The 23,666-nt window shown below is 68.3% G+C and carries 20 protein-coding genes; 8 read left to right on the top strand and 12 right to left on the bottom strand.

Annotated elements, in window-relative coordinates; translation table 11 throughout:
- Positions 1–3 precede the first annotated feature (3 nt).
- Together rbbA and BLQ77_RS02585 are read left to right on the top strand one after the other, a co-directional pair.
- Positions 4–2,709: a ribosome-associated ATPase/putative transporter RbbA gene (gene rbbA, locus BLQ77_RS02590; protein WP_089955044.1), complete on the top strand. Its 2,706-nt coding sequence runs from the start codon at positions 4–6 to the stop codon at positions 2,707–2,709.
- Between the two features lie 3 nt (positions 2,710–2,712).
- Positions 2,713–3,831 carry an ABC transporter permease gene (locus tag BLQ77_RS02585; RefSeq protein ID WP_089955041.1) on the top strand — a complete coding sequence of 373 codons (1,119 nt, stop codon included), beginning with the start codon at positions 2,713–2,715 and terminating at the stop codon, positions 3,829–3,831.
- A 164-nt stretch (positions 3,832–3,995) separates the two neighbouring features.
- Here BLQ77_RS02585 and BLQ77_RS02580 read toward each other — a convergent pair whose 3' ends face one another.
- Positions 3,996–5,369, bottom strand: a complete 1,374-nt coding sequence (locus BLQ77_RS02580) for an FAD-binding oxidoreductase (protein ID WP_089955039.1) — start codon at positions 5,367–5,369, stop codon at positions 3,996–3,998.
- Positions 5,370–5,443: 74 nt separating this feature from the next.
- Here BLQ77_RS02580 and BLQ77_RS02575 point away from each other — a divergent pair, with 74 nt between their 5' ends.
- Positions 5,444–7,120 (top strand): chloride channel protein, encoded by a 1,677-nt coding sequence (locus BLQ77_RS02575; protein WP_089955036.1) that lies wholly within the window; start codon positions 5,444–5,446, stop codon positions 7,118–7,120.
- Positions 7,121–7,276: 156 nt separating this feature from the next.
- Positions 7,277–7,831 carry a CHAP domain-containing protein gene (locus tag BLQ77_RS02570; RefSeq protein ID WP_089955033.1) on the top strand — a complete coding sequence of 185 codons (555 nt, stop codon included), beginning with the start codon at positions 7,277–7,279 and terminating at the stop codon, positions 7,829–7,831.
- A 134-nt stretch (positions 7,832–7,965) separates the two neighbouring features.
- Here BLQ77_RS02570 and BLQ77_RS02565 read toward each other — a convergent pair whose 3' ends face one another.
- From BLQ77_RS02565 to cobS, 8 genes are all read right to left on the bottom strand, one after another.
- The gene (locus BLQ77_RS02565; RefSeq protein WP_008884658.1) at positions 7,966–8,310 is read right to left on the bottom strand and encodes a DUF427 domain-containing protein; all 345 of its coding nucleotides are present in this window, start codon (positions 8,308–8,310) and stop codon (positions 7,966–7,968) included.
- Positions 8,311–8,367: 57 nt separating this feature from the next.
- Complete coding sequence (locus BLQ77_RS02560) at positions 8,368–10,143, bottom strand: aminopeptidase P family protein (RefSeq protein WP_089955030.1); 1,776 nt, start codon at positions 10,141–10,143, stop codon at positions 8,368–8,370.
- A 211-nt stretch (positions 10,144–10,354) separates the two neighbouring features.
- Positions 10,355–10,654 carry an SH3 domain-containing protein gene (locus tag BLQ77_RS02555; protein ID WP_242661608.1) on the bottom strand — a complete coding sequence of 100 codons (300 nt, stop codon included), beginning with the start codon at positions 10,652–10,654 and terminating at the stop codon, positions 10,355–10,357.
- Positions 10,655–10,975: 321 nt separating this feature from the next.
- Positions 10,976–12,853 (bottom strand): cobaltochelatase subunit CobT, encoded by a 1,878-nt coding sequence (gene cobT / locus BLQ77_RS02550; RefSeq protein ID WP_089955026.1) that lies wholly within the window; start codon positions 12,851–12,853, stop codon positions 10,976–10,978.
- A 75-nt stretch (positions 12,854–12,928) separates the two neighbouring features.
- Positions 12,929–13,336: a hypothetical protein gene (locus BLQ77_RS02545; RefSeq protein WP_089955023.1), complete on the bottom strand. Its 408-nt coding sequence runs from the start codon at positions 13,334–13,336 to the stop codon at positions 12,929–12,931.
- Positions 13,337–13,441: 105 nt separating this feature from the next.
- The gene (locus BLQ77_RS02540; protein ID WP_089955021.1) at positions 13,442–13,765 is read right to left on the bottom strand and encodes a hypothetical protein; all 324 of its coding nucleotides are present in this window, start codon (positions 13,763–13,765) and stop codon (positions 13,442–13,444) included.
- Positions 13,762–14,454, bottom strand: a complete 693-nt coding sequence (locus BLQ77_RS02535) for an aspartate/glutamate racemase family protein (RefSeq protein ID WP_089955018.1) — start codon at positions 14,452–14,454, stop codon at positions 13,762–13,764. Before BLQ77_RS02535 ends, BLQ77_RS02540 begins: the two co-directional genes overlap by 4 nt.
- Before the next feature lie 9 nt (positions 14,455–14,463).
- On the bottom strand, positions 14,464–15,447 hold the full coding sequence (gene cobS, locus BLQ77_RS02530; protein WP_008886000.1) for a cobaltochelatase subunit CobS: 984 nt from the start codon (positions 15,445–15,447) through the stop codon (positions 14,464–14,466).
- Between the two features lie 156 nt (positions 15,448–15,603).
- On the opposite strand from cobS, the gene BLQ77_RS02525 reads away from it, so the two are divergent.
- From BLQ77_RS02525 to BLQ77_RS02515, 3 genes are all read left to right on the top strand, one after another.
- Positions 15,604–16,161 carry a sigma-70 family RNA polymerase sigma factor gene (locus BLQ77_RS02525; RefSeq protein WP_008885381.1) on the top strand — a complete coding sequence of 186 codons (558 nt, stop codon included), beginning with the start codon at positions 15,604–15,606 and terminating at the stop codon, positions 16,159–16,161.
- The gene (locus BLQ77_RS02520) at positions 16,158–16,853 is read left to right on the top strand and encodes an anti-sigma factor (protein ID WP_089955013.1); all 696 of its coding nucleotides are present in this window, start codon (positions 16,158–16,160) and stop codon (positions 16,851–16,853) included. The genes BLQ77_RS02525 and BLQ77_RS02520 overlap by 4 nt, the downstream gene beginning before the upstream one ends.
- An 80-nt stretch (positions 16,854–16,933) precedes the next feature.
- The gene (locus BLQ77_RS02515) at positions 16,934–17,275 is read left to right on the top strand and encodes a hypothetical protein (RefSeq protein ID WP_089955011.1); all 342 of its coding nucleotides are present in this window, start codon (positions 16,934–16,936) and stop codon (positions 17,273–17,275) included.
- 113 nt (positions 17,276–17,388) lie between these two features.
- On the opposite strand, the gene BLQ77_RS02510 is transcribed toward BLQ77_RS02515, so the two are convergent.
- The 3 genes from BLQ77_RS02510 to BLQ77_RS02500 all read right to left on the bottom strand — a co-directional run bounded on the left by BLQ77_RS02510 (position 17,389) and on the right by BLQ77_RS02500 (position 21,523).
- On the bottom strand, positions 17,389–18,393 hold the full coding sequence (locus BLQ77_RS02510; protein ID WP_008885471.1) for an ABC transporter permease: 1,005 nt from the start codon (positions 18,391–18,393) through the stop codon (positions 17,389–17,391).
- A complete protein-coding gene (locus tag BLQ77_RS02505; protein ID WP_089955003.1) occupies positions 18,386–19,423 on the bottom strand; it encodes an ABC transporter permease in 1,038 nt (345 codons plus the stop codon). The genes BLQ77_RS02510 and BLQ77_RS02505 overlap by 8 nt, the downstream gene beginning before the upstream one ends.
- 393 nt (positions 19,424–19,816) lie before the next feature.
- Positions 19,817–21,523, bottom strand: a complete 1,707-nt coding sequence (locus BLQ77_RS02500) for a peptide ABC transporter substrate-binding protein (RefSeq protein ID WP_089955000.1) — start codon at positions 21,521–21,523, stop codon at positions 19,817–19,819.
- 248 nt (positions 21,524–21,771) lie between these two features.
- Between BLQ77_RS02500 and BLQ77_RS02495 the strand changes: the two genes are divergently transcribed.
- Positions 21,772–23,592 carry an ABC transporter ATP-binding protein gene (locus BLQ77_RS02495; RefSeq protein ID WP_089954998.1) on the top strand — a complete coding sequence of 607 codons (1,821 nt, stop codon included), beginning with the start codon at positions 21,772–21,774 and terminating at the stop codon, positions 23,590–23,592.
- The last annotated feature ends 74 nt before the right edge of the window (positions 23,593–23,666 follow it).

Here is a 23,666-nt window from a genome sequence, read left to right as displayed (position 1 = left end):
ATCATGGATTTCGCCGCTGAACTCGAGGGTGTGCGCCATCGCTACGGCAAGGTGACGGCGCTGGACGACGTGGCGCTGCGCGTGCCGGCGGGCGTCATGGCCGGGCTGATCGGCCCGGACGGCGTGGGCAAGTCGACGCTGCTGGGGCTGGTCTCGGGCGTGCGGCGCCTGCAGGAGGGCCGGGTGCGCGCCATCGGCGAGGACATGGCCGACGCACGCGCGCGGGCCCGGGTGGCGCCGCGCATCGCCTACATGCCGCAGGGATTGGGGCGGAACCTGTCGCCGACGCTCTCGGTGCGCGAGAACCTCGATTTCTTCGGGCGGCTCTTCGGCCAGCCCGCGGTCGAGCGCGACGCCCGCATCGCCATGCTGCTCGAGGCGACGGGGCTCGCGCCGTTTCCCGACCGTCCGGCGGGCAAGCTCTCGGGCGGGATGAAGCAGAAGCTGAGCCTGTGTTCGGCGCTGATCCACGATCCCGACCTGCTGATCCTCGACGAGCCCACCACCGGCGTCGACCCGCTGTCGCGGCGGCAGTTCTGGGACCTGATCGACCGCATCCGTGGCCACATGCCGGGCATGTCGGTGCTGGTCGCCACCGCCTACATGGAGGAGGCCGAGCGCTTCGACTGGCTCGCGGCGATGGACGCGGGGCGGGTCATCGCCACCGGCTCGCCCGACGTGCTGCGGGCGCAGGGCGGGGCCGAGACGCTCGAGGCCGCCTTCATCAACCTGCTGCCCGGCGGCGTCGACCACGCTCCGGTGGTCCTGCCGCCGCGCCCCGAGCGCGACGGCGCGGTGCCCGCGATCGAGGCCGAGGGCCTCACCAAGCGCTTCGGTGACTTCACCGCCGTCGACCACGTGAGCTTCACCATCCCCGAGGGCGAGATCTTCGGCTTCCTCGGCTCGAACGGTTGCGGCAAGTCGACCACCATGAAGATGATGACCGGGCTGCTGGACCCGACCGAGGGCCACACGCGGCTCTTCGGGCAGGAGCTTGCGGCCTCGGACATGCAGAGCCGTCTGCGCATCGGTTACATGTCGCAGACCTTCTCGCTCTACACAGAGCTCAGCGTGCGCCAGAACCTGATGCTGCACGCGGAACTCTACGGTCTGCCGGCCGACAGGCGGCAGGCGCGGGTGGAGGCGGTGCTCGACGCCTATGACCTGCGCGCCGAGGCGGATGCCATGCCCGACGGGTTGCCGCTGGGGCAGAAGCAGCGGCTGCAACTGGCGGTGGCGGTGATCCACGAGCCGCGCATCCTGATCCTCGACGAGCCCACATCGGGCGTCGATCCGCTGGCGCGGGACGATTTCTGGCGCACCCTGATCCGGCTGTCGCGGGAAGACGGCGTGACGATCTTCATCACCACCCATTTCATGAACGAGGCCGAGCGCTGCGACCGCATCTCGCTGATGCACGCGGGCCGGGTGCTCGAGATGGGCGCGCCGGCCGAGATCGTGGCCCGGCGCGAGGCCGAGACGCTCGAGGGCGCCTTCATCGATGCGCTCGAGGACGAGATGGGGCGGGAAGAGGGCGCGGTCGATGCGCCGGTCTACGATGCCGACCCGGCACCGCGCGGGCCTCTGCGGCAGGCGGCGCAACGGCTCTGGGCCTATACCTGGCGCGAGACGCTGGAGCTGCGGCGCGACCCGATCCGGCTGTTCTTCGCGCTCGCGGGCCCGATCCTGCTGCTCTTGACCATGGGCTACGGCATCTCCTTCGACGTGGACGAGCTGAGCTTCGCCGTCAACGACCAGGACCGCACGCCCGAGAGCCGGGCGCTGGTCGAGGCCTTCACCTCGATCCCGCAATTCGCCGGGACCCCCGATTTCGCAACGCTCGACGAGCTCGATGCCCGCATGGGCCGCGGCGACCTCGCGCTGGCGCTCGAGATCCCCGACGGCTTCGGCCGCGACCTGCACCGGGGCGACACGCCCGAGATCTCGCTCTGGATCGACGGCGCCATGCCGTTCCGGGCCGAGACCGCGCGCGGCTATGCCATGGGGCTGCTCGAGGCCTACGAGACGCGGGTCGCGACCGAGGCCGGGGCTCCCAGCACCGGCCTCGTGGACATCGAGACCCGCTACCGCTTCAACCAGGCCTTCGAGAGCGCCAATGCCATGGTGCCTTCGCTGGTCATGCTGATCCTGATGCTCATTCCGGCGATCATGTCGGCGGTGAGCGTGGTGCGCGAGAAGGAGACCGGCACCATCGCCAACTTCCGCTCGACCCCGGTGAGCCGGCCCGAGTTCCTCGTGGGCAAGCAGATCCCCTACGTGGTGACCGCCTGGGCGAGTTTCTGGGTTATGGCCGCCATGGGGCGCTGGCTCTTCGGGGTGCCGTTCAGCGGCAGCGTGCTGGCGCTGGGGGCGGTGGCGACGCTCTATGTCATCGCCTCGACCGGCTTCGGGCAACTGGTGTCGACCTTCGTGCAGACGCAGGTCTCGGCGGTGTTTGCCACCGCGGTCATCACCATCATCCCGACGGTGAACTTCTCGGGCCTCATCGTGCCGGTCTCGACCATGGCCGAGGGCGGGAGGCTCTTCGGCCAGGCCTTTCCCGGCGCGTGGTTCCAGCCGGTCACCGTGGGCGCCTTCGTCAAGGGCTTCGGCTGGTCCGAGGTGTGGTTCAACGCGCTGATGCTGGCGGGGTTCGGGGTGCTCTACCTGCTGATCTCGTCGCTTGCCCTGCGCAAGCAGGAGGCCTGAGCCATGCGCGCGATCTACAACACGCTGAGGCTCACGATGAAGGAGTTGCGCGCGATCCGCCGCGACCGGGTGATGATCGTGCTGATGATCTACGTCTTCACGGTGGCGATCTGGATGGTGACGAGCGCGGCCTCGACCGAGGTGCGCGACCTCTCGGTGGCGGTGGTGGACGAGGACCACTCGCCGCTCTCGGGGCGGCTGATCGATGAGATCCGCCCGCCGCTCTTCGCCGCGCCCGACCTGCTGGCCCCGTCCGAGGCCGCGCAGGCGCAGACCGACGGCCGCTTCGTGCTGGTGCTGGCGATCCCGCCGGATTTCGAGCGCGACCTGCGCGCCGGGCGGGCGGCGACGCTGCAGCTTCTGGTGGACGCGACGGCGGTGGCGCAGGCGGGCAACGGCGCAACCTTCCTGCAGCAGTTGCTGGCCGAGACGCTGAGCGAATACCTGCAGCCGGGCGCCGACAGCGACGATCTCGTCGAGGTGGTGATCCGCACCCGCTTCAACCCCAACTTCAACGCCACGTGGTTCAGCGCGGTGATGCAGCTGATGAACAACGTCACCATCCTGACGCTGATCCTCTCCGGCTCGTCGATGATCCGGGAGCGCGAGCACGGCACCATCGAGCACGTGCTGGTGATGCCGATCCGCCCGGTTGAGATCGTGCTGTCGAAGATCATTGCGACCGGTGCGGTGATCCTGCTGGGCTCGGTTTTGAGCCTGACGCTGGTGGTGGAGTGGGCGCTGGGAGTGCCGGTCTCGGGGGCGCTCTGGCTCTACGTGCTGGGCGCGGGGCTCTACGTGGTGGCGGTGGCGAGCCTCGGGCTGCTGCTGGCGAGCTTCACCCAGAACATGGGGCAGTTCGGGCTGCTGGTGATCCCGGTGATCATCGTGCTCTTCATGCTCTCGGGCGGGATCACGCCGCTTGAATCGATGCCCGGCTGGCTGCGGCTGCTGATGCAGGTCGTCAGCCCGGCAACCCATTTCGTCTCGTTCGCACAGACGGTGCTCTACCGGGGCGGGGGGATCACGCTGGTGGCAGGAGATCTGGCGGCGATGGCGCTGATGGCGGGCGTGGCGCTGGCGATCGTGCTGGCTCGGTTCCGCAAGGTGCTGGCGGGGTAGCCCGGTCGTCGAGGTTGTACCGCGTGGAGGCGTCGGGATGCCTCCGGCGGGAGTTTGTCTGGCAAGATGAAGCTGGGGGCGCCCGGGAGAACGGGAGGGTCCGGAGCGGGGGCGGGCGCGTTGCGCGGGCGTGGTGCCGGGGCGGGCGCCGCGGGCAGGGCGGGTCAGCCCTGCCGCACCAGCTTGCCCGGGTTCATCAGGTTCTGCGGGTCAAGCGCGCGCTTGATCTGGCCCATCACGTCCCAGCCCTCGCCGTGCTCCGCCTCCATGTAGTCGAGCTTGCCCATGCCGATGCCGTGCTCGCCGGTGCAGGTGCCGCCGAGCGCCAGCGCGCGTTCGGCCATGCGGTGCGAGAGCCGCTTGGCCTCTTCCATCTCGGCGGGCTGGTCGGGGTCCACCAGCAGGATGGCGTGGAAGTTGCCGTCGCCCACGTGGCCGAGGATCGGGCCGGGGATCGAGCCCCTGGCGATGTCGGCCTGCGTCTCCTCGACCGCCTGCGCGAGCTGCGAGATCGGCACGCACATGTCGGTCACCAGCGCCCGCGCGCCCTTGCGCGACGCGAGAATGGCGTAATAGCCGTTGTGGCGCAGCGCCCAGAGCGCCCGGCGTTCTTCCTCGCGGGCCGACCAGCGGAACGGCGAGGCGCCATGGTCGGCGACGATCTCGCCGAAGCGCTCGGCGTCCTGCGCCACGCTTTCGGGCGAGCCGTTGAACTCGACCAGCAGGTGCGGCGCCTCGGACATCTCCATGCCGGAATAGGCGGTGAAGGCGCGCGCGGTGGCGGCATCGACGAACTCGATCCGCGCCATGGGAATGCCCATCTGGATGGTCTCCATCACCGCCGTGACCGCGGCATGCATGTCGGGGAAGGCGCAGATGCCGGCGCTGGTGGCCTCGGGCACGCCGTGCAGGCGCAGGGTCAGCTCGGTCACGAGGCCGAGCGTGCCCTCGGATCCCACCATCAGCGCGGTGAGATCGTAGCCCGCCGAGGATTTGCGCGCGCGGGTGCCAGTGCGGATCACGCGGCCGTCCGCCAGCACCACCTGCATGCCCAGCACGTTGTCACGCATGGTGCCGTAGCGCACCGCCGTGGTGCCCGAGGCGCGGGTCATCGCCATGCCGCCGAGGCTCGCGTTGGCGCCGGGGTCGACGGGGAAGAACAGCCCCGTGGCGCGCAGCTCCTCGTTCAGCGCCTCGCGGGTGACGCCGGGTTGCACCGTCACGTCCATGTCCGCGGGCCGGATCTCGAGCACCTTGTTCATGCGCGAGAAGTCGACGACCACGCCGCCCCTCACCGCGAGCCCGTGGCCCTCGAGCGAGGTGCCGGCGCCCCAGCCCACCATCGGGCAGCCGTGCCCGGCGCAGATCTTCACCAGAGCCTGCACCTCGGCGAGGGTCTCGGGATAGGCCACCGCGTCCGGCTCGGTCTGTGGGAAATAGGACTCGGAGCGTCCGTGATGCGCCAGTTCGGACTTGGAGCGGCTCAGCCGTTCGCCTAGGAGTGGGGCAAGAGCGTCAAGGGCTTTGGCGATGGTCATCAGCTACCTCCGGGGACTTCGGAGGCGACCTTATACGCGCCTCTCGCCCTGCGAAAGCCAAAGGGGACCTGGGAATGTTGCGGGCGTTTTCCCGCCAGTGGCACGAGCTGCGCGGCACCTGCGGGCGAAGCTGGGACATGCTGCGCCACAAGGCTCCGGGGCAGGTCACGTTCTGGCTCATCGCGCTGGTCGTGGGCGCGGCGGCAGGTGCGTCGGCGGTGATTTTCCGTTTCGGCATCAACCGCTTGCAGGCGGCGCTTTACGGCACGGAAGATGTCAACACGCTGGCCAGCTTCGCCCGTGAACTGCCCTGGGTCTGGGTGCTGCTGATCCCCGTCGCGGGCGGGCTCGTGGTGGGCGTGATCCTGCAGTACTTCACCCCCGACGGGCGGGTGCGCTCGGTCTCGGATGTGATCGAGGGCGCCGCGCTCAACGACGGACGGGTCGAGAAGAAGGCGGGAATCGCGTCGGCGCTCTGTTCGTGGATCACCCTCTCGACCGGTGGCTCGACGGGTCGCGAGGGGCCGGTGGTGCATATCGCGGCGATGATCTCGTCCTGGGTCGCCAACCGGCTGCGCGTCGACGGCATCACCGGGCGCGACCTGCTGGGCTGCGCCGTGGCCGCCGCCGTCTCGGCCAGCTTCAACGCGCCCATCGCCGGCGCGCTCTTCGGGCTCGAGGTGGTGCTGCGCCACTTCGCGCTGCACGCGTTTGCGCCCATCGTGGTGGCCAGCGCCGCCGGCACGGTGATCAACCGGCTGGCCTTCGGCGACGTGACCGAGTTCCTGCTGCCCGGCACCACCACCGTCGAGTTCTACCTCGAGCTGCCCGCCTTTTTCCTCATGGGGCTGGTCTGCGGCCTGGTGGCGGCGCTGATGATGCGGGCGATCTTCTGGTCGGACGATTTCGGCGGCCGCATCCAGAAGCGCCTCGGACTGCCGCACTGGCTGCGCCCGGCGGTGGCGGGGCTGCTTCTGGGGGCGCTGGCGATCCAGTTTCCGCATATCATCGGCGTGGGCTACGAGACCACGTCGCGGGCGCTGACCGGCAATCTCGGGCTCACGCAGGCCTTCGTCTTCACCGCCGTCAAGGTTGCCGCGGTCTCGATCACCATGGCCGGACGCATGGGCGGCGGGGTGTTCTCGCCCTCGCTCATGGTGGGGGCGCTGACCGGGCTCACCTTCGCCCATATCGCCACCGGCATCTTCCCCGAGCAGAGCTCGGCCTTCACGCTCTACGCGCTGGCGGGCATGGGGGCGGTGGCGGCGGCGGTGCTGGGCGCGCCGATCTCGACCACGCTCATCGTCTTCGAGCTCACCGGCGACTGGCAGACCGGGCTTGCGGTGATGGTGTCGGTCTCGATGTCCACCGCGCTCGCCTCGCGGCTCGTGCACCGCAGCTTCTTCCTCACCCAGCTCGAGCGGCGCCACGTCCACCTCGCGGCCGGCCCGCAGGCCTACCTGCTGGCGATGTTCCGCGTCACCGGCGTCATGCGCCGGCCCGGCACCGAGGGCGCCGCCGACGAGGAGGCCTGCCACCGGATGATCGCGCAGGGGCTCTACGTGCCGCAATCCGCCACGCTCGAGACCGCGCTGCCGCGCTTCGACAAGTCCGGGGTCGCCTTCCTGCCGGTGGTGACGCTCGAGGGCGAGGACCAGTCCCCGGTGCTGCAGGGCGCGCTCTTCCACGTGGATGCGCTCAAGGCCTACAACCGGGCGCTCGCCGCGACCGCGGCGGAAGAGCATTCCTGATCCGCCAGCATTGCAATCTGACATCCAGATCAAGGGGATTGGCGGATTTCTGCCGGTTCCAACACGACCCTCTTTGCATTGGTAAACGAATGGTCAAAAGTCTGTGTCAGCTCCGGCAACAACGGGGCAGGGCAGAATAGACTTTCGAGGGACAATATGCGCGTGACCCGTGTCCGCAAGGCTGGCCTTTGCCTGCCGGTACTCTGTGCTTTGCTGCTGGCCACTGCGGCCTGCTCGACCAAGTCGCCTGACATCACCTATGCGTCCTCCGCCGGCATCGACCTCGATCGTCGCGCCATGGCACTGCGCGAGGTGAAGGAACTCCAGAACGCCGGCAAGCGCGTCTGGTGCGTGCCCTTCGCCCGCAACGCCAGCGGTGTCGAGATCCGGGGCAACGCCAACACCTGGTGGGGCAAGGCCAAGGGGCTCTACGACCGTGGCGCCGAGCCCGTCGTGGGTTCGGTCATGGCCTTCGCGGGCACCGGCGGCATGCCGATGGGCCACGTTGCGGTGGTCTCCGAGGTGGTCTCGGACCGCGAGATCCGCATCGACCACGCCAACTGGTCGCGCAACAAGGTGTCGCTGGGCATGTCGGTCAAGGATGTCTCTGCCAGCGGCGACTGGTCCTCGGTGCAGGTCGAAAGCAACCCCGGCGCCTACGGCAAGTCCTACCCGATCAACGGTTTCATCTACCCCGCCGCGATGAACTGATCGCATGGCCGCAGCGGGAGGCTCTTCCGCTCGGTCATCGGCAGGCGGCACGGAAAAACGGCCGGAGCGTCAGAGCTCCGGCCGTTTTCGTATGTGGGAATGTGCTTCCCGGAGGGTAGGCCGGGAAAGCGGTCTCAGACCTGCTCCACCGCCACGCCGTCCTGCACGTGGAAGGCGAGGTAGCCCTCGAGATCCTTGGCCTCGTCCAGCGGTGCCTCGTAGGACCAGACGGCGTTGTCGTAGTTCCGGCTCTTGGATGCGATGTTGAAATAGCGCGCCTCGCCGATCCACTGGTTCAGCGTGCGGTACTCGGACGGCTCGAGAAAAGCCATGGCGATGTCCTCGCGCGGGAAGTAGATGACGCTGGGCATATCGCCCTCGGTCAGCTCCAGTGCGCGGCCGCTTTCGCCAAGGACGGCACCTCCGGCGCGGATCACCCATGTGCCCCCGGCCGGGCGGATCTTGATGTGCTTCAGCATGTGTCTCTCCCCGTAAGTCCGCGGATCATATATAAGCCGCGATATGACATCCCTGTGTCAAAGCGGCGCGCAGGCCGCCTCGAGCCAGGTTGCATCGTCTCCCTCGACCAGCGGTGCGATCCGTTCGAGCACTTCGGCATGGTATGCGTCCAGCCAGTCGCGCTCCGCCGCGGTCAGCAACGCGGTCACGATCAGCCGCCTGTCAATCGGCACCCATGTGAGGGTTTCGAACCGCAGCATCCGTGGCACCACCTGGCCCGCAAGGGGCGGGGCCTCTTCCACGGCGATGAGGTTCTCGATCCTGATACCATAGGCGCCCTCGCGGTAAAACCCCGGCTCGTTCGACAGGATCATGCCGGGCTCGAAGGGCACGGTGCCGGTGCGCGCGATGCGGGCGGGGCCCTCGTGCACGCTGAGATAGGCGCCGACGCCGTGGCCGGTGCCGTGACCGTAGTCGAGCCCCGCCTCCCAGAGCGCGGCCCGGGCGAGCACGTCGATGTCGCGCCCGGCGAGCCCCGCCGGGAAGCGCAGCCGCGACAGCGCGATCATGCCCTTGAGCACGCGGGTGAAGTTGGCGCATTCCTCGCCGCCCACTTCGCCGACAGCGACGGTGCGGGTGATGTCGGTGGTGCCGTCGACGTATTGCCCGCCGCTGTCGACGAGCAACAGCTCGCCCTCGCGCACGGGACGGTTGGTGCCCTCGGTCACCCGGTAGTGCACGATGGCCCCGTTGGGCCCGGCGCCGGCGATGGTTTCGAAGGAGATGTCGCGCAGCGCGTTGGTGGCGGCACGGCAGCCCTCGAGCGTCGTCACCACGTCGATCTCGGTGAGGCTGCCCGGCGCCTGCCGGTCGAGCCACGCGAGGAAGCGCACCATGGCGGCGCCGTCGCGCAGATGCGCGGCGCGGGTGCCCTCGAGTTCGGCGGCATTCTTGCGCGCCTTGGGGATGAGGCAGGGATCCTGCGCCTCGGTCACCTCGCAGGCGATCAGCGTCTCGCGCACCGCAACGGGGCAGGAGGCCGGGTCGAGCCGTACCGTGCCGCGCAGTGCGGCAAGCGCCTGGGGGAACTCGGACGGGTCCCGAAGAATGACGGCGGCGCCAAGGTGGTCACCCAGCCCCTCGAGCTTGCGGGCGTCCATGAAGAGCGTGACCGTGGCATCGGCGTGAAGCAGGGCGAAGCCGTGCGGCACCGGGTTGCGGGGGATGTCGCTTCCGCGGATGTTGAGCAGCCAGGCGATGCTGTCGGGCAGGGTGAGGATGCAGGTGTCGGCACCGAACGTGCGCGCGAGGCGGGCGATCTTGTCGCCATGCGCCTCGCCGGCAAGCTCCACCGGCTGCGCAAAGACCGCGCCCATGGGCGGCGCGGGCTGGTCCTCCCAGATCCGGTCCACGAGATTCTCGCAGCGCCGCAGCTCGATGCCTGCGAGCCGCTCTTCGAGCCCGCGGGCCTGGTCGACCGAGAACAGCCACGGGTCGATGCCGACCGCACCGCCCCCGGGCAGCTTGGGGGCAATCCACTCGGCGAGCCCGGTCTCGGGCCAGTCGACGGGGGTATAATCGGACGCGACCTGCGCCTTGACCTGCACCCGGTAGCGGCCGTCGACAAAGACCCCGGCCACGTCGCGCAACGCCACGCAATAGCCCGCCGACCCGGTGAACCCGGTGAGCCAGGCCAGCCGGTCGTCATGCGGCGCCACGTATTCGCCCTGGTGGGCGTCGGCGCGCGGCACGATGAAACCGTCGAGCCCCTCACGCGCGAGCTCACCGCGCAGGGCCTTCAGCCGCGGCGGCCCCTGCTCGGGGCGGGCGGTCTCATGGAACGTCTGGAACATGGCTCGGCCTCCTTTTGCGCAGAACTTACCAAGCCTGCGTCGAGGCGCCAGTGGCAAAGACCCGCGACACAGGCGCGTCATCTGCCGAAAGGTCGCTTGTGATCACAATCCGGCGCCAAGAGGGAGCGTTGGGGGGCGCAGGGCCATCTCACCTCTGCCGGACCCCTGCCTGCGGTCTGGTGTCGCTTGCTTGTGGGGTCGGATGAGCCGATCATAACTCACGGATAGAATTCACACCACGCGGTGTAGATCCACCCGCGGAACCTGCGCCGTTCTTGACGTAGCACCATTTGCCCAGACAGGCGCGCATGTAGGCGGCGTCTCCGTTGTGAAGGCTGCCGATCTGCTGATAATGGCTGCCCGGGCCCGTGCGCAGGGCGAGGAATCCGTCGCCGTTGGGATCGAGCCCGGTCACGAGGCACCCGGTGTCTGTGATCCGCTCGCCCTGAGGCGGGACGATGTTCTGAGCTTCGAGCGGGGCGGCGCATGTCAGCGCCAATGCGATGACCAATGGTCTCTTCATCTAAATGCAGCCTCGCAACCTTAACGTGTGCACAGGGTAGCAGACCTCTCCCGATCGGCATAGCGGGCAGGGTCGGTCTCCCTGCCGGCCGACAAGAACCGCGCAGTCTGCGGGCGCTCACGGTCAGGATAGCGTCCCGTCGATGCGTGTGATGGCTCCGGAGAGTGCCGCCCGCATTGCGGACGGCAGCGGGGGCCAGCCCCCGCACCCCCGGAGTTTAGGGGCAAGATGAAGGGGACGGGCCCGCTCTTCATCTTGCCAGATAAACTCCGGGGTGAATTGGCCGCAGGCCAAGAGGGGCAGAGCCCCTTACCCTGCCTTCTTGATCCCCATGAAGCGGGCGCGGGCGCGCGGGTCGCTGTCGAAGAGCGCTGCGAGCTGTTCGGTCATCGCGCCGGCGAGCTGTTCGACGTCGGTGATGGTCACCGCGCGGTCGTAGTAGCGGGTCACGTCGTGGCCGATGCCGATGGCCAGCAGCTCGACCTGCTTGCGGCGCTCGACCATTGCGATCACGTCGCGCAGGTGCTTTTCGAGGTAGTTCGCGGGGTTCACCGAGAGCGTCGAGTCGTCCACCGGGGCGCCGTCCGAGATCACCATGAGGATCTTGCGCGCCTCGGGGCGGCCGACCATGCGGCGGTGCGCCCATTCCAGCGCCTCGCCGTCGATGTTCTCCTTCAGGAGTCCTTCCTTCATCATCAGCCCGAGGTTGTCGCGGACCCGGCGCCATGGTGCGTCGGCGCGCTTGTAGATGATGTGGCGCAGGTCGTTGAGGCGGCCCGGCTGCTGCTCGCGGCCCTCGTTGAGCCACTTCTCGCGGGCGAGGCCGCCCTTCCAGGCGCGGGTGGTGAAGCCGAGGATCTCGACCTTCACGTTGCAGCGCTCGAGGGTGCGGGCGAGGACGTCGGCGCAGATCGCCGCAATGGAAATCGGCCGGCCGCGCATCGAGCCGGAGTTGTCGAGCAGCAGCGTCACCACGGTGTCGCGGAACTCGGTGTCCTTCTCGACCTTGAACGACAGCGGCGTCGTCGGGTTTGCGACCACGCGGGCGAGACGGCCGGCGTCGAGGATGCCTTCCTCGCGGTCGAACTCCCAGCTGCGGTTCTGCTGCGCCTGCAGGCGGCGCTGCAGCTTGTTGGCGAGCCGCGAGACGGCGCCCTTCAGCGGCTCGAGCTGCTGGTCGAGATAGGCGCGCAGCCGCTCGAGTTCCTGCGGTTCGGCCAGCTCCTCGGCGGGGATCTCTTCGTCGTGGGTGCCGTCGTAGACCTTGTAGGTCGGGTCGGCCTCGGAGACCGGGGCGGGGGCGGGCGGCTCCATCGGCGCCTCGCCCTCGGGCATCTCGGTTTCCTCGCCCATCTCCTGGTCGGCCATGTCGTCGGCCGAGACCTGCGCCTGGCTGGCGTCCTGGGTCTCGTCCTGGCTCTGCTCGGGCGAGGCCTCGGCCTCGTCCTGCTGCTGGTCGTCCTGGCCGGTGGAATCGGCTTGTTCCTCCTCGGCACCATCGGGTTCGGCCTCGTCCTGATCCTCGTCGTCGAGCTGATCGGGGTCGTCGCCGAGCTGGTCGCCGTAGCCGAGGTCGGTGATCATCTGGCGGGCGAAGCGCGCGAAGGCGGCCTGGTCGGAGAGTTTCTCCTGCAGGTCCTCGAGCGTGCCGCCGGCCTGGTCCTCGATGAAGCCGCGCCACAGTTCCATGACGTGGCTGGCGTCCTTGGGCAGGTCGCGGCCGGTGGCGAGGTGGCGTATCAGGTAGCCCGCGGCCACCGGCAGCGGTGCCTCGGAGGGCTGGGTGATCTGGCCATAGCCGCGGCGCGCGGCCTCGTGGCCGATCTTGGCGTCGATGTTGCCGGCGGTGCCGGGCATGTCGCGCGCGCCCATCGCCTCGCAGCGGGCGGTCTCCATCGCCTCGTAGAGCTCGCGCGCCATGTCGCCCGGAGGGGCGTAGCGGGCGTGGGTGCCGGCGTCGTGGTAGCGGCGATAGAGCGCCAGGGCGTCGGCGGTGCCGCGCGCCAGCAGGACCTCGTCGCGCGTCATCCGGCGCGAGACCTGCGGCAGGCGCATGATGTCGCCCGATACACCCGACGGGTCGACGGTGTAGTTCACCGTCAGGTCGGAATCGTCGGCCATGACCTTGGTCGCCTCGGCCAGGGCTTTCTTGAAGGGATCTGCGGGGTTGTCGTCATTACGCGCCATGGCCACAGGTTTCGCGCCGCGCGGCGCAATTGGCAAGGGGCAAAGCGGTTGGAATAGCGCGATGGTGCGGTCGGATCAGCGGGTCAGCAGCTCGTGGCAGGGCATGAGGTGCCGCAGGGCGGTGGCGAGCGCCAGCCGGGCGCGGCGTGGGTCCTGGTTGAAGCTTGCGGTGTCGAGCAGGCTCTTGTGTTCGCGGCGGGCGCGGTGGCGCGAGATCGACAGCGCGCGCTGCGCCTCATCGCCCGGAATCGCGGCGCTGATCGCCTCGAAAAGCGCGATGGTCCAGTCGCGGCGAAAGGCGATGGCGTCGGCGGCGGGATCCTGCATCAGCCAGTTGTGCTCGGTCAGGGCGGCGAGGCGGCCGGCGCAGACGGCATAGTTCTCGGCCAGTTGCGCGGTGTCGCCGGCGACCGCCGCCCGCAGGGGCGCCGAGATCAGCGCGAGGGCGGCCAGGAGCCAGAGCAGAGGTCGGCTGCGGCACATGGCGCCACTCTGGGGGCGGAGACGTTACCGTTCGCTGACCCGCCCGCGCGATCCCGCGATGAATCTGCAACGAATTTTAGCGTTCTCCCTGTCCGGGGCCGCCGGTCACTTCGTCCCGGGGGCAGGCAGCAGCGCGTCGCAGCGCGCGCCGATGCGGCGCTGCAGGTCGGCGCTCTGGCGGTCGCCCGAAAGCGCGTAGCGGTGCATCAGCCGGTAGCTCGCGATGCGGTCCTCGGCCACAGCGCCGCCCGAGAGCTTGCGGAAATCGTCCACGAGGGCGAGGGCGGTGCCGGGGGCGGTCCAGACCCCGGGGTAGTCGCGCCACACCCCCGCCAACGCCTGCCAGAAGGCGGCGCATTCCGCCGCGGTCTCGGCCCGAGCGGGGCTTGCCGCGAGCACTGCCAGCAGGCAGGCCGCCCGGAGTCTCACAGCGTGGCGTGGCCGGTCGCGAGGCGGGCCAGCAGATCGACGTGCACGTCGAGCGCATCCACCACGCGGTAGCCCGGGGCGGCGCCCTCGAAGGCGAGGTTGAGATCGGTGCCAGCGAGCACCACCGCCTCGGCGCCGAGCTCGTCCACCAGCTGCCGTCCGGCGTGCAGGAACTGCATTCGCTGTTCGCGCGTGCAGGTGCCGGCGACGGCCATGTCCTGGTAGCTCTGGCCCAGCTCGTCGATGCGGTCGTCGAGGGTCACCGCCTCGGTGCGTGAGAGCTGGCCGTAGAGGCGGGTGCGCATCACCACGCGGGTGCCGAGCAGGCCGACCCGGTGCAGCCCCTGGCCCGCGAGGAAATCGTCCAGCGGCGCCACAGCCGAAATCAGCGGCAACGGGCTGCGCGCGACGGTCTCGTCAAAGCAGAAATGACCGCCAAGCGAGGTGATGGCGGCGCAATCGCAGCCGGCGTCGCGCAGGCGCTCGATGTGGCGGAGGTAGACCTCGGCCTGCGCCTCGCGCGCGTCGGCGAGATTGTTGCGGATCAGCTCCTGCACATCGGCGTGCACGATGGTCAGCTCGAGCTTGCCGCCAAGCCGGTCGACGGCGGCGGCAAGGCGCTGGTAGTAGACGAGCGTCGCCGCCACGCCGATACCGCCGATCAGGCCGATATGGAGCGGCGCCGACACCCGCCCGGATCAGGCGATGCTGAGGCTCGCCGCGCTCTCCGGGAGTTCCTCGTCGAAGCAGCGCTGGTAGAACTCGGCCACGGTCTGGCGCTCGAGCTCGTCGCACTTGTTGAGGAAGGAGAGACGGAAGGCGTAGCCCACGTTGCGGAAGATCTCGGCGTTGGTCGCCCAGGCGATCACGGTCCGCGGCGACATCACGGTCGACAGCTCGCCGTTCATGAAGGCGCGGCGGGTGAAGTCGGCCACGGTGACCATCTGGCGGATGGTCTTGCGGCCCTTCTCGTTGTTGTAATGCGGCGCCTTGGACAGCACGATATTCACCTCGGCGTCGATGCTGAGATAGTTCAGTGTCGCCACCAGTGACCAGCGGTCCATCTGGCCCTGGTTGATCTGCTGGGTGCCGTGATAGAGGCCCGTCGTGTCGCCGAGGCCGACGGTGTTGGCGGTGGCGAAAATGCGGAAATACTTGTGCGGCGTCAGCACCTGGTTCTGGTCGAGAAGGGTCAGCTTGCCGTCGGTCTCGAGCACGCGCTGGATCACGAACATCACGTCGGCGCGGCCGGCGTCGTACTCGTCGAACACGATGGCGGTCGGGTTGCGCAGCGCCCAGGGCAGGATGCCTTCCTGGAACTGGGTGGTCTGCTTGCCGTCGACGAGCTTGATGGCGTCCTTGCCGATCAGGTCGATCCGGCTGATGTGGCTGTCGAGGTTGACGCGCACGCAGGGCCAGTTCAGGCGGGCGGCGACCTGTTCGATGTGGGTCGACTTGCCGGTGCCGTGGTAACCCTGGATCATCACGCGGCGGTTGTTGCGGAAGCCGGCGAGGATGGCGAGCGTGGTGTCCGGGTCGAACTTGTAGGTGCTGTCCACATCCGGAACACGGTCGGTGCGCTCGGGGAAACCATGCACCACCATGTCGGTGTCGATGCCGAACACCTCGCGGACCTCGATCTCTTCGGTCGGTTTCGCATTGATGTCGATATCGCTGCTCATGGCGTGCCCCTGATCGTCATTAATCTCTCGGCACCCGTGGTGCCTCATATCGCGGGGAAGGGCAAGAGCGGCACGTGGGTGCACTTGGCGTTTGCCCCGCCTGCGCTGCCGGGATAGGCTTCGGCAAGACCGACCCTGCTCAGGCGCCGTATCCAAGTGACCACCCCGCAAGCCGAGATCGAAGACCTGATCGCCCGCACCGCCATGGGCGACCGCGCGGCATTCCGGCTGCTCTATGACCGGACGGCGGCGAAACTCTTCGGTGTGTGCCTGCGTGTCTTGAACGACCGGGGCCTGGCAGAGGAGGCGCTTCAGGACGTCTACTGCAAGATCTGGGCGAGGGCCGGGCAGTATCGTGTCAACGGCTTCTCGCCGATGACCTGGCTGATCACGCTCGCGCGCAATGCCGCCATCGACCGCCGCCGTCGCCGCGACGCGGGCGCGCGGGCGCGCGTGGCCCCCATCGACGCCGCCGAGTTGGTGGCGGACCCGGCGCCGGGCCCGGCGCAGCAGGCCGAAAGCCGGTCCGAAGCGCAGGCGCTGATGTCCTGCATGTCCGAGCTGCCGCCCGAACGTGCCGAGATGGTCCGCCGCGCCTATCTCGAGGGCGCCACCTATGCCGAGCTTTCCGACGCCACCGGCGTCAAGCTCAACACCGTGAGAACCTGGCTGCGCCGCAGCCTGATGCAACTGAGGGAGTGCCTGAGCCGATGAGCGGGCCCGAGGACACCGATCTACCGGGCGGCTGGGAAGCCGCGGCGGCGGAGTACGTGCTCGGCCTGCTGCCCGAGGACGAGCTTCGCGCCTTCGAGGCACGGCTCTCGCAGGACCGCGACCTGCAGCAGGACGTGGAGGCGTGGAGCGAGTATTTCGCCGCGCTGACCGATCCGGTCGAGGCGGTGGCGCCGCCGCCGCAGCTGCTGCGCCGGATCGAGGACAGGCTCTTCGGCCGCAAGCGCCCGTCGGTCTGGCAGCAAATCCTGCCCTATCTGCTCGGCGCCGTGGCCGCCGCCGCCATCGCCTGGGCGGCGATGTTCTCGGGGTTGCTCGACTTCCGCAACAAGCCCGATCTCTGGGCCGACCTCGAGACCCCGTCGCGAGGGCTGGTGCTGCTGGCGCATTACGCGCCCGAGAGCCAGACCTTCATGATGCAGCGCGACGCCGGCGACTACCCGGCGGGACGCTCGCTCGAGATATGGATGATCCCCGAGGAAGGCGACACGCCGATCTCGCTGGGTCTCGTGGCCGAGGACGGTCTGACCCAGATCCCGATGCCGCAGCAACTCGCCGAGGCGATGGACGGCGCGGCCATCGCGATCTCCGAGGAAGAGCCCGGCGGCTCGCCCACCGGCGTGGCGCAGGGCCCGATCCTGTCCATCGCCCAGATGGCGCCGCGCGACGAATAGCGCCTGCGGGGCCGGCGTTACTGCTCCTTATCGGTATTGCGTCATGCACCCCGGAGCCTTCCCTGCCGGATCCCCTCCCCATGCCCGCCCAAATGCTCGACGTCTTCGGCATGTCCTCGATCACGACCACGGCGACGGGTGGGGTCGACAACAACGGCGGTTACACGTTCGTCCTTGGGTCCGACGCGGTCACCCTCCTGCCGGGCAGCACGTCATACGTGATTTTGGTGATCGATGACACCGACGGCTATTTCGCCGACGATCAGGGCATGGCGCAGCGCCTCGACGGAGATCAGATCCTGAGCGGGGCGATCTATGCAGGCGGCTCGGACATCGAGGCCGAGCAGTCCGTCACGCTCCGGTGTCCCGGGGGGGGCGACAATGACACGCTGCAGTTCATCTCGGCGGCTCGGCGGGCATGAAAAAGGGCGGGGCGCTGGGTGCGCCGCCGCCCGGAGCTCTGGTGAGGAGCCCGCTCCGCAGGGGCGGAGCGGCTCTGGAGGCAACGGGACAGCAGCGCTGTCCCGAGGCCGGATCAGCGACCGCGGATGCGCGGGTCGAGCGCGTCGCGCAGGCCGTCGCCGAGGTAGTTCACCCCGAGCACCGTCAGCGAGATGGCGATGCCCGGCAGCATGACGCGCTCGGGGAAGTCCTCCATCCGCGCCACGGCGTCGGCCAGCATCTTGCCCCAGGTCGGGAAGTCCGACGGGAAGCCGACGCCAAGGAAGGACAGCGCCGACTCGGTGATGATCGCGGTGGCAAGGCCCAGCGTCGCCGAGACCATGATCGGCGACAGCACGTTCGGCAGCAGGTGGCGCGTGATGATCTTGAACGGCTGAGTGCCGATGGAGCGGGCGGCGAGCACGAACTCGCGCTCCTTGATGGCGAGGACGTCGCCCCGCACGATCCGCGCCGTGGGCATCCACGAAGTGATGCCGACCACCGTCACGATCAGGATGAACATCCCGCCCTCGGGGCCGAAGTTGGCCCGCAGCGGCTGCCGGAACAGCGTCACCGCGACCAGCAGCAGCGGCAGGATCGGCAGCGACAGGAACAGGTCGGTCAGGCGCATGAGCGGGCCGTCGAGCTTCTTGAAGAAGCCCGAGATGACGCCGACTCCGGTGCCGATGACCAGCGACAGCACCATCGCCGCCCAGCCCACCGCCATCGAGGCGCGCCCGCCCGCGATCAGCTGCGCGAGATTGTCGCGCCCGAGCTGGTCGGTGCCCAGCGGGTGGGCCCAGCCGGTCTTGGCCGCGCTGTCCCAGATCGCGGTGTAGATCGGGCGCATGTCTTTGGCCCGGATGTCGAGCTTCTGCGGATCCAGCGTCCAGAGCCACGGACCGGCAAGCACGCCGAGGGTGATGAAGATCAGGAAGAAGGCCCCGATCATCGCGCCCTTGTGCTTGCGGAACTGCTCCCACACGTCGCGCCACTTGGAGCGCGGCGGGGCCGAGGGAACCTTGTCCCTGAGCGCGCCCAGCGCGGCTGCGTTTTCGGCTTCGGCAAGGATCACGTCGTCCTGGGGGCTGTCAGTCATAGCGGATCCTCGTGTCGAGCAGGCCGTAAAGGATGTCTGCGATCAGGTTGAAGAGCACGATGAGGAACGCGAAGATGAAGGTCAGCGTCATCACCATCGGCAGGTCGTTGGCGAAAAGGGCCGTGATCAGCAGCTGGCCGATGCCGTTCACCTTGAACACGTTCTCGGTGATGATGGCGCCGCCGAAGATCGCGGGCACGCCCAGCGCGATCACCGTCACCACGGGGATCATCGAGTTGCGCAGCACGTGGACCATGACCACCACCGCCTCGGACAGGCCCTTGGCGCGCGCGGTGCGCACGTAGTCCTGGTTGAGGTTGTCGAGCATCGAGGCCCGCATGTAGCGCGACAGCTGCGCCGTGGTCTGCAGCGCCAGCACCATGACGGGCATGATCATCTGGCTGAGCTGGAACTTGAAGCTCGCCCAGTCGCGCACGACGTGGGTGGTGTCGTAGATCGACGGGAACCAGCCGAGGTAGACCGAGAAGACCACGATCAGCAGCGGGCCGGTGAAGAACGGCGGGATCGAGAAGCCGATCATGGTGATGAATGTCCCGGCCTGGTCGAACACCGAGTACTGGCGGTAGGCCGAGTAGATGCCGATGGGCAGGGCGATCAGCACGCCCACCACGTAGGACATGCCCACGACCCAGAGCGTCTGCGGAATCCGCTGCAGCACGATGTCCATCACCGGCGAGCGGGTCTGCCACGAGATCACCCGCAGCTCGCCGTTGTAGAGATGGGTGTCGGGCAGCCAGCCCAGCAGCCAGCTGTCGCGGGTCAGCCAGTCGATGAAGATCTTGGGTTCGATCCAGAACACCTGGACCAGCCATTTCCAGTATTGCACCAGCGGAGGCTCGCCGAGCCCGAGGGCCTGGCGCATCTTCTCCTTCACATCGGGCGGAACCGTCAGCGGCACCTGCGCCATCGGGTCGCCGGGAGCGAGTTGCAGCAACATGAAGATCACGAAGCTGATGAACAGCAGCGTCGGGATCGAGAGAACCAGTCTTCGCACGGCAAAGGTCAGCATGGGCGGGTCTCCGGGCTCAGTGCGGGGGCTGCGGGTGGCAGGCGATCTGCCCGCGTGCCGGTAACCGGCACGGGATCGGCATGCAACCGGCGATCTGCGGTTGCCCGGTGGTGAGTGGGATCTGGATCACCGTGTCTCCGATTTCGGTCTTGAAGGGGAATTGCGTTGGGGCGGTGCCGCGGCGCGGTCCGGCGTCCGAGACGGGCTCGAGGAGGTGCCGTGGGCCTGGCGGGCGTGGGGGACGTCAGGCGCGGGGCGCCGGGACAGCGGGCGCGGGATGCGCCCGGGACGTCGCACGGGGGCGTGCGGTCGGGGGTCCAGAGGTCTGCGTCCACGGGGAGCCTTCCGGAAGAGGGCGCGCCCCCGCGAGAGGGGCGCGCCGGTGTCAGGCGATCAGCCGTCGATGCGGTACCAGTCCGCGGCGTTCCAGAGCTCGGAGTCCCAGGTGTTCAGGATCACGCCGCCGAGGCTGTTGGAATGCGCCGACACGCGGCCACGGTCGACCAGCGGAACGATGGTCATCGTTTCCTTGGTGATGATGTCGTTCAGCTTCTTGGCGATCTCGCCGCGCTTCTCGAGTTCGCCGGTCTTTGCCAGCTCGTCGAGGAGGGCGTCGTACTCTTCGTTGCAGAAGCGGTTGATGTTCTCGCCCTGCCATTGCGAGGACGGCTTCGGCTCGTTGCCGCAGCGGTACATCTGCAGGTAGGACTGCGGGTCGGTGCCGTCGAAGTTGTTGGCGTACATCTCTACGTCCGCGTAGAACTTCTGGAAGGTGTCGGGCGAGCCCGGGTCACCGCCGAAGAACACCGACGAGTCGACGTTGCGCAGTTCGGTCTCGACCCCGATCTCCGACCACCACTGCTTGATCAGCGCCTGGAAGTCCTGGCGCACGGCGTTGGTCGACGACTGGTAGAGCAGCGAGAGCTTCTCGCCGTCCTTGTCGCGGATGCCGTCGCCGTCGCTGTCGGTCCAGCCGGATTCCTCGAGCAGCGCCTTGGCGCCCTCGATGTCCTGGGTCAGGCATTCCTCGTTGTCGGAGGCATAGAGCGCCGGCGCGGGCACGAGGTTGCAGGTCGGGCGACCGGCCTGACCATAGCCGATCTCGGTCAGCAGCGCGCGGTCGATGGCCATCGACAGCGCCTTGCGGACGTTGAAGTCCGACAGGATGGGGTGCGGATGCGCGACGGTCGACCGCTCGCCTTCCGGCAGGTCCGGCGACGGGTCGGTCATGTTCATCTCGAGGCGCTCGACCAGCGTGCCAAAGGCCGAGACCGGGGTGCCGGAGCCGCCTTCTGCCATCGAGGCAAGCACGTCGGGTGCCAGCTGCAGGTTCCAGGCATAGTCGAACTCGCCGGTCTGCAGGACGGCGCGGGCCGCCGATTCCGCGTCGCCGCCGCCCTTGAGGGTCACGGTCGCGAAGGCGGGCTTGGCCGGGTCACGGTAGTTGGGGTTGGCCGAGAGCGAGATCACGTCGTTGGGCTTGAACTCGTCGACCACGAAGGGGCCGGTGCCGATCGGGTTGAAGTTGGCCTCGGTGCAGGTCGACGCCGCAGCGCCGGTGCAGTTCTCGAACTGCGCTTTCTGCAGGATCGGGGACTGGCCGCCCATGAACGGGCCGTAGGGGTTCGGCATGGGCTCGTCGAAGTTCACCACGACGGTCAGATCGTCGGGGGTGTCGATAGAGGCGATGTGGTCGAACTTGGCGAGCTGCGCGCAGCCGCCCTCGGGATCCATGCAGTAGTCGGCGGTGAATTTCACGTCCGCCGAGGTCACCGGGCTGCCATCGGACCACACAAGGCCTTCCTTCAGCTTCCAGGTGATCGACTTCAGGTCCTCGGCCACGCCGCCGTTCTCGACCGTGGGGATCTCTTCCGCCAGGAAGGGGACGAGCTCGCCGGTCTCGGTGTAGCGGCCCAGCGGTTCGAGCACGAGCGAAGACGCCTCGATGTCCTTCGTGCCACTCGAGAGATAGGGCGTCATGATCGAAGGCGCCTGCCAGTAGATGATGTTCACATGCCCGTCCTCGCCGCGCTCGGCGAAGGCAGCTGGTGCCAGTGCGGATGTCGCAACCGCTCCGAGCAAGAGGGTCTTGAGGGTCATAGCTCTCTCCTTGTTGGGCTCCCCGGTCCGATACGAACCAGTTTTTTGGTCTTGGGAGGGGGAATCACCTTTTCGACCCGGACCTTTGATTGGCTCGTCCGGACCGGCTCCCGATCCCCCTTCGTGTCGCCAATCGAAACAGAACATCCGGAAATTGCAAGCACTGCCTTGGCGGAAAGCATTGGCGGGGTTTGACACTACCAAGACACTGCCCGTAGCGTTTGCACTCGAAAGTCAGGAGAGCATGCATGCTGGACAACCCCATCGCCCGTATCGAGAAGCTGCGGGTCGAATTCGAAACAAAGGACGGCACCGTTGCAGGTGTCGAAGACGTCAGTTTCGAGGTCGGGCCGGGCGAAACCGTCGCCATCGTGGGGGAATCCGGGTCGGGCAAGTCGGTGAGCTCGCTGACGCTGATGCGGCTGATCGAGTTCGGCGGCGGCACCATCGCCAACGGCCGGCTGCTGTTCGACCGCAAGGATGGCGGCGAGATCGACCTCGCTGCCGCCGAGCAGGACCTGATGCGCACGATTCGCGGCAACGAGATCGGCATGATCTTCCAGGAGCCGATGACGGCCCTGAACCCGGTCTTCACCGTCGGTCGCCAGCTCACCGAAGGGTTGCGCGTTCACCGCGGCATGAGCCGCGACAAGGCCGAGGAACGGGCGCTCGATCTGCTCAAGCAGGTGCGCATCCCCGAACCCGAGCGGCGGCTCAAGCAATATCCGCACGAGCTCTCCGGCGGCATGCGGCAACGGGTGGTGATCGCCATGGCGCTGGCCTGCAAGCCGCGCCTTCTGATCGCCGACGAGCCGACCACCGCGCTCGACGTGACGATCCAGGCCGAGATCCTTGCGCTGATCGACCGGCTCAAGCGCGAGACCGGCACCGCGGTGATGTTCATCACCCACGACATGGCGGTGGTGGCGCAGATGGCCGACCGCGTGGTCGTCATGTTCCGCGGCAACAAGGTCGAGGAAGGCCCCGTCGCGCAGATCTTCGAGAACCCGCAGCACCCCTACACCAAGGCGCTGCTGGCGGCAGTGCCGAAGCTTGGCGAGATGACCGGCAAGGCGCTGCCCGAGCCGATGAAGCTGCTCGGCCGCGACCAGGGCGAGATCAGGCCGATCCCCGGCACCGACACGCCGCTGCTGACCGTCGAGGGGCTGACCACGCGCTTCCCCGTCAAGGGCGGCTTCTTCCGCCGCACCGTCGCCAACGTGCATGCGGTCGAGGACGTGAGCTTCGTGCTCAACAAGGGCCAGACCCTGAGCCTCGTGGGAGAATCCGGCTGCGGCAAATCCACCTGCGGGCGCTCGATCCTGCGACTGGTCGAACCGCTGCGCGGCAAGGTCGATCTCGATGGCACCGACGTGATTGGGCTGGGCCCCAGCATGCTGCGCGACGAGCGCCGGCAGATGCAGATGATCTTCCAGGATCCCTTCGCCTCTCTGAACCCGCAGATGCAGCTCGCCGACCAGGTAGCCGAGCCCATGCGCAACTACGGCACCCATTCGGGCTCCGAGATGACGGACCGCGTGGCGATGCTCTTCGACAGGGTGGAGCTGCCGCGCAGCTTCATGCGCCGCTTCCCGCACGAGCTCTCGGGCGGCCAGCGCCAGCGCATCGCCATCGCCCGCGCGCTCGCGCTGAACCCCAAGCTGATCGTCGCGGACGAGGCGGTCTCGGCGCTCGACGTGTCGGTGCAGGCGCAGGTGCTGAACCTGATGATGGAGCTGCAGGCCGACCTGGGGCTGTCGTATCTCTTCATCAGCCACGACATGGCCGTGGTCGAGCGGGTGAGCCACAAGGTGGGCGTGATGTACCTTGGCCGCATCGTCGAGATCGGCCCGCGCGCGGCGGTGTTCGAGAACCCGCAGCACCCCTACACCCGGGCGCTGATGAAGGCGGTGCCGGTGGCCGACCCGCACATGCGCAAGACCGAGAAGGATCTCAACTTCAAGCCGATCCCGTCGCCGATCCACCCGGTCGGCTACGAGCCCGAGCCCAACACCTACGACGAGGTGGCGCCCGGGCATTTCGTGCTGACGTCGCACAGCGGTTACTGATAGCACGGCAGCGGCAGGGTCCCGCCGCATGGCGAGGCGGGGGGACCGTGCCTTCGCAAGGACAACGAATCGAC

Origin of the sequence: Salipiger thiooxidans (genome assembly GCF_900102075.1) — a bacterium.
In the GTDB taxonomy this organism is placed as follows: Bacteria; Pseudomonadota; Alphaproteobacteria; order Rhodobacterales; family Rhodobacteraceae; genus Salipiger; species Salipiger thiooxidans.
Note: the sequence above shows the minus strand (reverse complement) of the source record. Positions and strands in the feature narration are given on the sequence as shown.